The sequence below is a fragment of the Pseudomonas laurylsulfativorans genome, from assembly GCF_002906155.1.
GTDB classification, from domain to species: Bacteria; Pseudomonadota; Gammaproteobacteria; order Pseudomonadales; family Pseudomonadaceae; genus Aquipseudomonas; species Aquipseudomonas laurylsulfativorans.
In genome coordinates this window covers 234,397-247,058 of the sequence record NZ_MUJK01000008.1, presented here as the reverse complement: position 1 = coordinate 247,058, position 12,662 = coordinate 234,397, and the positions used below count along the sequence as shown (strand labels likewise).

Annotated in this window: 8 protein-coding genes; 6 read left to right on the top strand and 2 right to left on the bottom strand. The window is 62.1% G+C overall.

Annotated elements, in window-relative coordinates; translation table 11 throughout:
* Nucleotides 1-140 precede the first annotated feature (140 nt).
* Both B0D71_RS23035 and gshB read right to left on the bottom strand, forming a co-directional pair.
* Complete coding sequence (locus B0D71_RS23035) at nt 141-1,040, bottom strand: energy transducer TonB (RefSeq protein ID WP_103396763.1); 900 nt, start codon at nt 1,038-1,040, stop codon at nt 141-143.
* Between the two features lie 65 nt (nt 1,041-1,105).
* Nucleotides 1,106-2,059 (bottom strand): glutathione synthase, encoded by a 954-nt coding sequence (gene gshB / locus B0D71_RS23030; protein ID WP_103396762.1) that lies wholly within the window; start codon nt 2,057-2,059, stop codon nt 1,106-1,108.
* Between the two features lie 361 nt (nt 2,060-2,420).
* Between gshB and pilG the strand changes: the two genes are divergently transcribed.
* From pilG to B0D71_RS23000, 6 genes are all read left to right on the top strand, one after another.
* A complete protein-coding gene (gene pilG, locus B0D71_RS23025; protein WP_103396761.1) occupies nt 2,421-2,825 on the top strand; it encodes a twitching motility response regulator PilG in 405 nt (134 codons plus the stop codon).
* Between the two features lie 57 nt (nt 2,826-2,882).
* Nucleotides 2,883-3,248, top strand: coding sequence for a twitching motility response regulator PilH (gene pilH / locus B0D71_RS23020; RefSeq protein ID WP_101209186.1), 366 nt, complete (start codon nt 2,883-2,885; stop codon nt 3,246-3,248).
* Nucleotides 3,249-3,258: 10 nt separating this feature from the next.
* Nucleotides 3,259-3,798 carry a chemotaxis protein CheW gene (locus tag B0D71_RS23015; protein ID WP_103396760.1) on the top strand — a complete coding sequence of 180 codons (540 nt, stop codon included), beginning with the start codon at nt 3,259-3,261 and terminating at the stop codon, nt 3,796-3,798.
* A gap of 141 nt (nt 3,799-3,939) precedes the next feature.
* The gene (locus B0D71_RS23010) at nt 3,940-6,000 is read left to right on the top strand and encodes a methyl-accepting chemotaxis protein (RefSeq protein ID WP_103396759.1); all 2,061 of its coding nucleotides are present in this window, start codon (nt 3,940-3,942) and stop codon (nt 5,998-6,000) included.
* Between the two features lie 37 nt (nt 6,001-6,037).
* Complete coding sequence (locus B0D71_RS23005) at nt 6,038-12,052, top strand: Hpt domain-containing protein (protein WP_103396758.1); 6,015 nt, start codon at nt 6,038-6,040, stop codon at nt 12,050-12,052.
* On the top strand, nt 12,045-12,506 hold the full coding sequence (locus B0D71_RS23000; protein ID WP_103396757.1) for a chemotaxis protein CheW: 462 nt from the start codon (nt 12,045-12,047) through the stop codon (nt 12,504-12,506). Before B0D71_RS23005 ends, B0D71_RS23000 begins: the two co-directional genes overlap by 8 nt.
* Nucleotides 12,507-12,662: the final 156 nt, after the last annotated feature.

Sequence of the window (12,662 nt, the reverse complement as noted above, 5' to 3'; positions counted from 1 at the left end):
AGGAATGTTTTCCGAGGTCGATGGCGGCAATAGCTACGTTGTTCATGGCAATGATCTCCGATGAGCCCTCTGTGAAAGCTTAGTGGGCGATCACAGGGGGCAGCGGGGGGGGTAGCCATTTCATTAGGTGAGGCGTGTGGTCAGTTGCTGGACAGTCTGTCGCCGCGGGCAAATTTCCAGGTGCGGATGATCTCCAGCCGGTCAACATCCGACAGATCACCGGTAAACGGTGCAAACGGCGCCGCCAGCCGGACGATTCGTTGCGCCGCCTGGTCCAGCAGCGGCTGGCCTGACGACTCCAGCACCAGTACTTCATACAGCGAACCGTCGCGGTTGATCGACACCATCAAGCGCAAGTTGCCGTAGATCTGCTTGCGCCGCGCTTCGTCGGGGTAGTTGAGGTTGCCGATGCGCTCGACTTTCTTGCGCCATTCGTCTTTGTACCAGGCGCCCTTGTCGCGCATGGTCGAGGCCGCACTCAAACGGTGAATGCGCGGGCGTTTGGCGTACAGTTGTTGTTCGGCGGCCAGTTCCGCTTCGAGGCTGGCGATGTCGCTGGACAGTTGCTCGCTGTCGAACGTCGGTGCCTGGACCTGTGACTTGACCTCGGCCTTGGGTTCCTCGGTTTTGGCGGGGGCTTTTTTCGGCTTCGGCGCCACGGTGGTCACGGCAGCCTTGGGCGGGGCTTCCTGTACTACAGGCTTGGCGGCCGGCGGTGGCGTGACTTTCTGTACCTTGTTGTCCTGGAATGGCGCGACCTCGGTGGTCTTGGGAATTGCCTTTTTATCCAGGGTGCCGCTGCCTTGCTGATTCTCCTGGGCCAGAAAATCGGCTTTCTCGGGCTTCTTTTCGCTTTTGAAGGTGGCGAGGGTGATTTCCAGGGTTTTGCTGATCTGCTTGGGCTCGACCACTGCAAACCCGACACCCAACAACAAGGCCAGGTGGATCAGCGCTGCCAGGAACAGGGTAAAACCTAGGCGATCGGCCGGGCGCACGCCACGGTGGGCGAGTTCGGCAGGCAGATCGGACGGGAGGGTCATGACAAGGAAACCAACATCGCGTTTTTCACAGGCCGCGCATGATAACGCAATGTTGGTTTAGCTAATCAACGTGCCTTGAGCTTCTGATCGATGGCATCCATCAACATACCGCCAATATCGGTGCCAAACGCGTTATCAATCTCGCGAATGCAGGTCGGGCTGGTGACGTTGATCTCGGTCAGGTGCTCGCCGATCACGTCCAGGCCAACGAACAACAGGCCTTTTTCACGCAGGGTCGGGCCGACTTGCGCGGCGATCCAGCGGTCCTTGTCGGTCAGCGGGCGGGCTTCGCCACGGCCGCCGGCGGCGAGGTTGCCACGGGTTTCACCCTGGGCCGGAATCCGTGCCAGGCAATAATCCACAGGCTCGCCGTCGATCATCAGGATGCGCTTGTCGCCGTCCTTGATCGCCGGCAGATAAGCCTGGCCCATGATCTGCTGGGCGCCGAGGGCGGTCAGGGTTTCGAGGATCACCGACAGGTTCGGGTCGCCCGCGCGGTGACGGAAGATCGATGTGCCGCCCATGCCGTCCAACGGCTTGAGGATCACATCGCCGTGTTTGGCGGCGAATTCACGCAGTACGTCGGCGCGGCGGCTGACCACGGTCGGCGGGGTGCACTGCGGGAACAGCGTGGCGAACAGCTTTTCATTGCAGTCGCGCAGGCTTTGCGGCTTGTTGACCACCAGCACGCCGGCGCGCTCGGCCTGTTCCAGCAAATAAGTGGAGTAGACGAACTCCATGTCGAACGGCGGATCCTTGCGCATCAGGATCACGTCCAGATCGCTCAGCAACGTATCGCTTTCTGCACCCAGTTCGAACCATTTTTCCGGGTTGGCGAACACCTGTAGCGGACGCATCCGCGCCCGTGCCTCACCTTCGCCTTGGTACAGGTCGCGCTGTTCCATGTAGAACAGCTCCCAGCCACGCTTCTGCGCGGCCAGCAACATGGCCAGCGAGCTATCCTTTTTATAGGAAATGCTGGCGATAGGGTCCATGACAATCCCGACGCGAACGCTCATTGGGTTTTCCTCTGAAGTGGGTGAGGCCTATGCCGATCCCTGTAGGAGCGAGCCTGCTCGCGATGGACTTCAGAACTCCGCGTTTAACCTGCGGACACGCGTCATCGTTGGCGACCATCGCGAGCAGGCTCGCTCCCACAGAAGATCAGTCCGAAGGACCGTATAAAAAGTGGCGTCAGAGTGGCGCTGAGTGTGTTCCCGGTCAAGGAAAAACCACCTTGCGGGTCGGCCGATAGATTGGTTCTGGAGACTGTGCTAAAAAGGCTGCCATGTCGTGCTGGCCCTTGAGCATCAAGGGTTTCGAGCCGCGTTAACCGGCAAACGGACAAATTGTTTCGCAAAGGCGACGGTAGAGCATTTTATGGAACAGCACCCCAGCGCCTTGAAGGTCATGGTGATCGATGATTCGAAGACGATTCGTCGCACCGCCGAAACGCTGCTCAAGAATGTGGGTTGTGAGGTCATCACGGCCATCGACGGTTTTGATGCCCTGGCCAAGATTGCCGACAACCACCCCGGCATCATCTTCGTCGACATCATGATGCCGCGCCTGGATGGCTACCAGACCTGCGCCCTGATCAAGAACAACAGCGCGTTCAAGTCCACGCCGGTGATTATGCTGTCATCCAAGGACGGCCTGTTCGACAAGGCCAAGGGGCGCATCGTCGGCTCCGACCAGTTTTTGACCAAGCCGTTCAGCAGGGAAGAATTGCTTGATGCGATCCAGGCCCATGTTCCTGGTTTCGCCGCCGTTTTGCCGCAGTAGGACACGCACAGTGACGCTCGGCCATCGGGCCAGGCGTCGACAAGAATGGGGAAGACCATGGCACGTATTCTGATCGTCGATGATTCGCCGACCGAAATGTACAAACTGACCGGCATGCTGGAAAAGCACGGTCACGAAGTGTTGAAAGCCGAAAACGGCGCCGACGGTGTGGCCCTGGCCCGCCAGGAAAAGCCCGATGCGGTCCTGATGGACATCGTCATGCCCGGCCTCAACGGCTTCCAGGCAACCCGCCAGCTGACCAAGGACCCGGAAACTGGGCACATCCCGGTGATCATCATCACCACCAAGGATCAGGACACCGACAAGGTCTGGGGCACGCGCCAGGGCGCCAAGGATTACCTGACCAAACCGGTCGACGAAGACACCCTGATCAAGACCCTGAACAACGTGCTGGCCGGTTGATCGTCAGGCCATGAACGAGTCGCTGACGGCTTTCGAACTGCTGCTGCAAATCGACCAGCGCTGTCGTTTGCTGGCGGCGGACTTGCCGTCCCAGCCACCCCGACGGGACAGCTGGAGCGGCATCGGTTTTCGCCTGGGCGAGCACTGGTACGTCGCGCCCATGAGCGAAGTCAGCGAAGTCTTGCACGAACCGCGTTTCACCCAGCTACCGGGGGTAAAACCCTGGGTCAAGGGTGTTGCCAACCTGCGCGGGCGTTTGCTGCCAATCATGGATTTGTGCGGTTTCTTCGGGCACGAGCTTTCTGCGGTGCGCCGACAGCGGCGGGTGTTGGTGGTGGAGCACGAAGAGGTGTTTGCCGGGCTGCTGGTCGATGAAGTCTTCGGTCTCCAGCACTTTGCCCAGGACAGCCTGGAGCTGATGCCGGCAGACGAGTTGAAGGGGCCGATGGCGACGTTCGTCAAGGGCCGGTTCCAGCGCGAGCAGAGCTGGCAGGTGTTCAGCCCGTTTGCGTTGACGCAGTCCCAGGGGTTCATGAACGTCGCGGTGTAAACATGGACCTTTGTAGGAGCGAGCTTGCTCGCGATGGTGGATCAGTCGACACCCATGTAGCTGACACTCCATCGCGAGCAAGCTCGCTCCTACAAGGGATTTCGGCAAGCTGCGCAAGAGTGGGTAAACAGGCGAGGACCGATGATAAAAGCAAAAGCAGGCAAGCCAATGGAAGGGTCGCGCAGCCGGTCGCAGATTATCGTGCTGTTCATCGCGCTGATCGTCTTCATCATGCTGCTGTTCGCCAACTTCGCGTACCTCAACACCCAGGCTACCTACGACAAACAGTACATCGGCCACGCCGGCGAGCTGCGCGTGCTGTCCCAGCGCATCGCCAAGAACGCCACCGAAGCCGCCGCCGGCAAGGCTGCCGCGTTCAAGTTGCTCAGCGATGCGCGTAACGATTTTGCCCGGCGCTGGGGTTATCTGAAGAAGGGCGACCCGGCCACCGGCCTGCCACCGGCCCCCGCCACCGTGCGTCCAGAGATGCGCGCGGTGCAACAGGACTGGGAACGCCTGCTGAAAAACACCGACGCGATTCTTTCCAGCGAGCAAACCGTACTGTCGCTGCATCAGGTCGCCGCGACCCTGGCCGAAACCGTGCCGCAGTTGCAGGTCGAGTACGAAAAGGTCGTCGAGATCCTCCTGCAACGGGGCGCCCCGGCGGCCCAGGTGGCGATGGCCCAGCGTCAATCGCTGCTGGCCGAGCGGATCCTCGGCGCGGTCAACACGGTATTGGCCGGCGACGAAAATTCACTGCAGGCCGCCGATGCGTTCGGACGTGACGCGACGCAGTTCGGCAAGGTACTCAACGGCATGCTGCAGGGCGACCCGGCGCTCAAGGTCAGCCAGGTCGAAGACCGCGACGCCCGTGCGCGACTCGCGGAAATCGCTGAGCTGTTCGAGTTCGTCTCGGGCTCGGTGGACGAGATCCTCGAAACCTCGCCGGAGCTGTTCAAGGTCCGCGAATCGGCCTCGAACATTTTCAGTCTGTCGCAAACCCTGCTCGACGAAGCCTCACACCTGGCCAGCGGTTTTGAAAACATGGTGGGCGGGCGCACCACCGATACCATTGGCGGTTATGTGTTGGGCTTGCTGGCGCTGACTTCGATCATCCTGATCGGCCTGGTGATGGTGCGCGAAACCAATCGTCAGTTGCGCGAAACCGCCGAGAAAAACGAGCGGAACCAGAACGCGATCATGCGCTTGCTCGATGAAATCGAAGACCTGGCCGACGGCGACCTCACGGTGACCGCCTCGGTGACCGAAGATTTTACCGGCACCATCGCCGACTCGATCAATTACTCCGTCGACCAGTTGCGCGATCTGGTCGCGACCATCAACCTCACCGCCGGCCAGGTTGCCGCCGCCGTGCAGGAAACCCAGGCCACCGCCATGCACCTGGCCCAGGCGTCGGAGCATCAGGCCCAGCAGATTTCCGAGGCTTCCACGGCGATCAACGACATGGCCGAGTCCATCGACCAGGTGTCGGCCAACGCGGCTGAATCTTCGGCGGTTGCCGAGCGCTCGGTGGAAATCGCCAACAAGGGCAACGAGGTGGTGCACAACACCATCCACGGCATGGACAACATTCGCGAGCAGATTCAGGACACCGCCAAGCGCATCAAGCGCCTGGGTGAGTCGTCCCAGGAAATCGGTGACATTGTCAGCCTGATCGATGACATTGCCGACCAGACCAATATCCTTGCCCTCAACGCGGCCATCCAGGCGTCCATGGCCGGTGACGCCGGTCGCGGTTTCGCCGTGGTCGCCGATGAAGTGCAGCGCCTGGCTGAGCGTTCATCCGCCGCCACCCGGCAGATCGAAACCCTGGTGCGGGCGATCCAGACCGACACCAACGAAGCGGTCATCTCCATGGAACAGACGACGACCGAAGTGGTGCGCGGCGCCCGTCTGGCGCAGGATGCCGGTGTGGCACTGGAGGAAATCGAAGGCGTGTCCAAGACGCTCGCGGCGTTGATCCAGAGCATTTCCAATGCGGCGCAACAGCAGACGTCGTCGGCCGGCCAGATTTCCCTGACGATGAACGTGATCCAGCAGATCACCTCGCAGACCTCGTCGGGTTCCACCGCCACGGCCGACAGCATCGGCAACCTGGCGAAGATGGCCAGCCAGTTGCGCCGTTCGGTGTCCGGCTTCACCTTGCCGGCGGCCAAGGCGCAAGCTGTAGACAAGGCGTGAACCGCCTGCGGGTAGAACTATTGTGACTGGAGTGGTTATGGGTGATCGGCACGACTATGTGGCCCTCGAGTGGGTCAAGGGCGAGATTGCCGAAACGCTGAAACAGGCTCATCACGCGATCGAAACCTTGCTCGATGACCCACAGGCGACGCATGCGCTGGATGATTGCCTAGCGTGCATCCATCAGGTCCACGGCAGCTTGCAGATGGTCGAGTTCTACGGTGCGGCGTTGCTCGCCGAAGAAATGGAACAATTGGCCGTGGCCTTGCAAGGCAATCGTGTCAGCCATCGCGACGAGGCGTTGCACCTGTTGATGCAGGCCCTCGGGCAGTTGCCGATCTACCTGGAGCGGGTGCAAGGCGCGCGTCGCGATTTGCCGCTGGTGGTGTTGCCCCTGATCAACGACCTGCGCAGCGCCCGTGGTGAGAGCCTGCTGTCGGAAACCAGCCTGTTCAGCCCGCAATTGCCCGAGTTGCCAACGCTGGACGCAGAAACGCTGGCACAGCTGGAACCGGCTGAATTGCCCGGTGTGCTGCGCAAGCTGCGGCAGATGCTGCAAATGGCACTGGTCGGATTCCTGCGTGATCAGGACAACGACACCAACCTCGACTACCTGGCCAAGGTCTTCGCCCGCCTCGAAGCACTGTGCGGTAATGCCCCGCTGAGCCCGTTATGGCAGGTGGCATCGGCGCTGGTCGAAGGCATGCAGAGCGGCGCGATTGCCAACAGCCCGGCCTTGCGCAGCCTGTTCAAGGAAGCCGACAAGGAACTCAAACGCCTGCTCGAACAAGGCATGCATGGCATCAACCAGCCGGCCCCGCCTGAGCTGCTCAAGAGTTTGCTCTTCTACATTGCCAAGGCCGAACATCCCACCGGGCAGATGCTGACCATGAAAGAACGCTACTCACTGGACGAGGCGCTGCCCGACAGCGCGATGGTCGATGAAGAACGTGCGCGGCTGGCCGGTCCCGACCGTGACGCCATGCGCTCGGTGCTGGCCGCGCTGTGCGAAGAGTTGGTGCGGGTCAAGGAGCGTCTGGATCTGTTCGTGCGCAGTGACCGCCAGCACACCTCCGACCTCGACAGCCTGCTGGCGCCGCTGCGGCAAATCGCCGACACCCTGGCGGTCTTGGGCTTCGGCCAGCCGCGCAAGGTGATCATCGACCAATTGGCGGTGGTGCTCAGCCTCGCGCAGGGCCAGCGCGAGCCCAACGATGCGATCCTCATGGACGTTGCCGGGGCCCTGTTGTACGTCGAAGCGACACTGGCCGGCATGGTCGGGACCGTGGAGCCGGAGAGCCAGGACGACAATCGCCTGCCAACCACTGACCTGACGCAGATCCATCAGATCGTGATCAAGGAGGCCCGCATTTGTTTGCAGCAGGCCAAGGACATGATCGTCGACTACATCGACGCCGATTGGGACCGCCAGCATTTGCAGGCGCTGCCGGCCTTGCTGACCCAGGTGCGCGGCGCGCTGGCGATGATTCCGTTGAGCCGGGCGGCCAGCCTGGTCGAAACCTGTAATCACTTTATTCGCGAGCACCTGTTGCTTGAGCCGGGTCAACCCGGCTGGCAGGAGCTGGACAGCCTGGCCGATGTGATCACCAGCATCGAGTACTACCTCGAGCGCCTCAGCGATGACCCGCAAGCGCAGGGCGAAAACCTGCTTGATGTCGCGGAAAAAAGCCTGGCGAGCCTCGGTTTTTTCCCCAGTGAGCGGCATGTGTCGGTGCTTGATGAGGTACTCAACCCGACCGAAGCTCAGGTCATGCAGATGATGCAGGAACTGGATGATCCACAGACCGTCCAGACCCTGGCCGATGTGCTCGCCAGCCCGGTTTCGAGCCTGAACCCGCCCGCGCGGAACACCCCGGGCAGCCTGCTGCCACCGCCCGCAGGCGAAGAGCCGGTGGACGAGGAACTGCGCGAAGTGTTCCTCGAAGAAACCGACGAAGTCCTGGAGATCCTGCGCGAATACTTGCCGCGCTGGTCGGCCAACCCTGACAACCCCTCGGCCCTGAGTGAGCTGCGCCGCGCCTTTCATACCCTCAAGGGCAGTGGCCGCATGGTGCGCGCTCTGGTGCTGGGCGAGCTGGCGTGGGCCGTGGAAAACCTGCTCAACCGCGTACTGGAAAACAGCGTGGAGCCGGGCGCTACGGTGCAGCAACTGATCGGCGATGTGCTGCATCTGCTGCCGGAGCTGGTGGCTGAATACGCCGCCAATGCCCAGCGTCAACGCAACGATGTCGATCAGTTGGCCGCCCGCGCCCATGCCCTGGCCAAGGGCGATGAACCGGTGTCCGACGAGGATACGCAAGATGTCGCGGCCCTCGACCCGCTGTTGCTGGAGATCTTCCGCAAAGAAGCCGAAACCCATCTGAGCAGCCTCAATCGTTTCCTCGATCAGGCCGCCGAACATGTGCCGTTGCAGGCCAGCGACGAATTGCAGCGTGCCTTGCACACCCTCAAGGGCAGTGCCTCCATGGCCGGTGTTTTGCCGATTGCCGAGCTGGCCGCACCACTGGATCAACTGGCTCGGGAATACAAGGCGCATTTGATCGCGCTGGATCTGGATGAAGTCGAATTGCTGCTGGAAGCAGAAGGACTGTTCCGCCTGGGCTTGCGCCAGCTCAAGACAGATCCGCTGGCGGAAATTCCCGGCGCCCGGGGTTTGACCGAACGAGCCAGGGCGCTGCTGGCCGAGCGTCTGGAAAACCTCCTGAATACACCGAACACCGGGCTGCGGATCAAGCGCGATCCGCAGCTGATCAACAACTTCCTCGCCCAGGGCATGGACATCCTGCTGGACGCCGAAAGCCTGTTGCAGCGTTGGCAGCAACACCCCGGCGAACGTCAGGAACTCAGCGCGCTGCTGGACGAATTGACCACCCTCGGCGAAGGCGCCCACCTCGCCGACCTGCACCCGGTGGATGAGTTGTGCGAAGCGTTGCTCGATCTCTACGGTGCCGTGGAAGAAAGCAGCCTTGCGGTCAGCGAGCGGTTTTTCCATGAGGCACAGGGTGCCCACGAAGCGCTGATCAACATGCTCGACGAACTGGCCGCCGGTCAGGAAGTCAGCCCGCAGCCGCAACGGATCAGGGCCTTGCGCGAACTGCTCGACGAGAGCCTCGACCCGTCGGCCATGGGCCTGATCCGCAGCGATGGCAGCCGCAGCCTGAGCATCCGCGAGCTGGGCGCGGCCACCGCCGAACTGGAGCACACGCTGCCCCCTGTAGGAGCGAGCTCGCTCGCGATGGACTCAAAGGCGCCGCGTTTATCCAATGACAACACGTCATCGTTAACGCCCATCGCGAGCGAGCTCGCTCCTACAGGAGAGGGGCGCGGGCTGGACGAGGAAATCGTGGCGATCTTCCTTGAGGAAGCGGTGGATATCCTCGAAAGCGCCGGTCAGGCGTTGCAACGCTGGTTGCGCGATTCGGACAACGCCGCGCCGCTGTCGTCCCTGCAACGGGATTTGCACACCCTCAAGGGCGGTGCGCGGATGGCCGAGGTCGGGCCGGTCGGCGATCTGGCCCATGAACTGGAGAGCCTTTACCAAGGCTTGCTGGACCGTCGTTACGCCTTCAGCGAGTCACTGGCGGTGCTGTTGCAGCAGAGCCATGACCGTTTGGCGCAGTACCTTGAGCAGTTACAGCACCACCAGCCGTTGGACGACTGCGCCGAACTGATCGAGGCCATTCGCGCTTACCGGCAGGGCCACGCGGGCGCCGCCGAGGTCAGCGAACCGGCGGCCACCCATGATTCGGCCGCCCACGATCCGGAATTGCTGGAGGTCTTCCTCGAGGAAGGTTTCGACATCATCGAAAGCTCCGGTGCGGCGCTGGAGCGCTGGCAGGCCCAGCCTTCGAATCGTCAGGAAGTGGAAACCCTGCTGCGCGACCTGCACACCCTCAAGGGCGGCGCGCGCATGGTGGAAATCGCCGCGATTGGCGATCTGGCCCATGAGCTGGAGTTCCTCTACGAAGGCCTGTCCACTGGGGTGCTGCAACCGACGGCGCCGTTGTTTGCGCTGCTGCAGCGCAGCCATGACCGCCTGGCGCAGATGCTCGATGCGGCCCGCGCCGGTGAGCCGATGCCGCCGGCCGACCGTTTGGTCGATGCGATCAAGAACTTCAGCCACCCGGCCGTGCATGAAGCGCCCGCGCCAGTTGCGCCAGCGATCACGCCCAAAGCGGAGCCGCTGGCGCCGCCGTCCGATGCCGGGGCGGACATGGTCAAGGTCTCGGCGGAGTTGCTCGACGATCTGGTCAACCTGGCCGGTGAAACCTCGATCTTGCGTGGCCGTATCGAACAGCAGGTCAACGATGCGCACATCGCCCTGAATGAGATGGAGACCACCATCGAGCGCATGCGCGACCAGTTGCGCCGCCTCGACACCGAAACCCAGGGGCGGATCCTCAGCCGTCAGCAAGTCGACGCCGAACGCCTGGGTTACGAAGAATTCGACCCGCTGGAAATGGACCGCCATTCACAGTTGCAGCAGTTGTCCCGGGCGCTGTTCGAATCGGCCTCTGACTTGCTCGACCTCAAGGAAACCCTTGAGCGACGCAATCAGGATGCGGAAAACCTGCTGCAACAGCAGGGCCGCATCAACACTGAATTGCAGGAAGGCCTGATGCGCACGCGCATGGTGCCGTTCGAGCGCATGCTCCCGCGTTTGCAGCGCATCGTCCGGCAGGTGGCCGGCGAACTGGGCAAGGACGTGGATTTCATCGTCGATAACGCCGAAGGCGAGATGGATCGCAACGTCCTTGAACGCATGGCTGCGCCGCTGGAGCACATGCTGCGCAACGCCGTCGACCACGGCCTGGAGTCCGTCGAAGCGCGGTTGGCGGCGGGGAAGCCGGCCAAGGGCAAGATCACCCTCGATCTGCTGCGCGAAGGCGGCGACATCATTTTCGACATCCGCGACGACGGTGCTGGCGTGCCGCTGGACGCGGTGCGGCGCAAGGCGATCAAGCGCGGCATGCTCGCCCCGGACAGCGTCATCAGTGATCACGACGTGTTGCAGTTCATCCTGCAGCCGGGGTTTTCCACCGCCGAGAAAATCACCCAGATTTCCGGGCGTGGCGTCGGCATGGACGTGGTGCACGAAGAGGTGCGGCAACTGGGCGGCACCATGAGCATCGACTCGGTGCCCGGGCAGGGCGTGCATTTTCGCATTCGCCTGCCGTTCACGGTATCGGTCAACCGGGCGTTGATGGTGCAGTGCGGTGAAGACCAATACGCGATTCCGCTCAATACCATCGACGGCATCGTGCGCGTCCTGCCCATTGAGCTCGAAGGGTATTTCCGTTTCGATTCGCCCACCTACGAATACGCCGGGCAACGTTACGAACTGTGCTATCTGGGTGAGCTGCTGAAAACCAGCCCGCGCCCGAAACTGTTGGGCCAGAGCATGCCGTTGCCGGTGCTGCTGGTGCAGTGCAACGAACGGCACATTGCGGTGCAGGTGGATGCCATGGCCGGCACCCGCGAGATCGTGGTCAAGAGCCTGGGGCCGCAATTCGCGGCGGTGCAAGGGGTATCCGGGGCGACAATTCTCGGCGATGGCCGGGTGGTGCTGATTCTGGATTTGCTGGCGCCGATCCGCGCCATGCAGGCCCGCGTACCCCAGCGTCCAGTGGGGCAAGAAGTCGAGGCCGAACCGCATCGGCCACTGCTGGTGATGGTGGTCGACGACTCGGTCACCGTGCGCAAGGTCACCAGCCGTTTGCTCGAACGCCACGGCATGAACGTGCTGACCGCCAAGGACGGAGTCGATGCCATGCTGCTGCTGGAAGAACACATGCCCGACCTCATGCTCCTGGACATCGAGATGCCACGCATGGATGGTTTCGAAGTCGCGACCCAGGTGCGCAACGACGAACGCCTGCAACACCTGCCGATCATCATGATCACTTCACGTACCGGACAGAAACACCGCGACCGCGCCATGGCCATTGGCGTCAACGACTACCTTGGCAAGCCGTACCAGGAATCGGTGCTGCTCGAAAGCATCGCCTTGTGGAGCAAGACCCATGCTTGAGCACCGCACCAGCAACCTCACCGGCCTGCTGCTGCCGTTGGCCGACCGCAACCTGATCCTGCCCAACGTCGCCGTTGCCGAGCTGATCGATTACCAGCCACCGGGGACTTTCGACCTCGACACGCCGCCGTGGTATCTGGGCCTGGTGACGTGGCGCGATCGACAGATTGCGCTGCTGAGTTTCGAGTCGGCCTGCGGGCAGAAAATCGTCATCGGTGAACGTGCGCGGATCGTCATCCTCAACACCCTTGGCGGGCGCCCCGAGCTGAAATTCATTGCGCTGCTGGTGCAGGGCATTCCGCGCTCCTGCAAGCTCGACAGCCAGTTGAGTTATGTGGATGTGCCGTTGTGTGCGCTGGAACAGGCGGCGGTGCAGGTGGGGGAACAGGTGGCCAAGGTGCCGGATCTGTTGGCGCTGGAGGAGTTACTGGTGAATGCCGGATTGATCGATTGATCCAGGTTTTACTGTGGCCGCACTGGCGCCTTCGCGAGCGGGCTCGCTCCCACATTGGAATGCGGTCCCCTGTGGGAGCGAGCCTGCTCGCGAAGGCGTCAGTCCAAGTAACCATTACCCTAAGCGTAACGATCCACCACTCTGCTTGATTGATGC

Excerpts from the sequence above, each read along its gene's own strand:
- pilG (WP_103396761.1), top strand. The coding sequence starts at position 2,421 with ATGGAACAGCACCCCAGCGCCTTGAAGGTCATGGTGATCGATGATTCG.
- pilH (WP_101209186.1), top strand. The coding sequence starts at position 2,883 with ATGGCACGTATTCTGATCGTCGATGATTCGCCGACCGAAATGTACAAA.
- B0D71_RS23005 (WP_103396758.1), top strand. The coding sequence starts at position 6,038 with ATGGGTGATCGGCACGACTATGTGGCCCTCGAGTGGGTCAAGGGCGAG.
- B0D71_RS23000 (WP_103396757.1), top strand. The coding sequence starts at position 12,045 with ATGCTTGAGCACCGCACCAGCAACCTCACCGGCCTGCTGCTGCCGTTG.
- gshB (WP_103396762.1), bottom strand. The coding sequence starts at position 2,059 with ATGAGCGTTCGCGTCGGGATTGTCATGGACCCTATCGCCAGCATTTCC.
- B0D71_RS23015 (WP_103396760.1), top strand. The coding sequence starts at position 3,259 with ATGAACGAGTCGCTGACGGCTTTCGAACTGCTGCTGCAAATCGACCAG.
- B0D71_RS23035 (WP_103396763.1), bottom strand. The coding sequence starts at position 1,040 with ATGACCCTCCCGTCCGATCTGCCTGCCGAACTCGCCCACCGTGGCGTG.
- B0D71_RS23010 (WP_103396759.1), top strand. The coding sequence starts at position 3,940 with ATGATAAAAGCAAAAGCAGGCAAGCCAATGGAAGGGTCGCGCAGCCGG.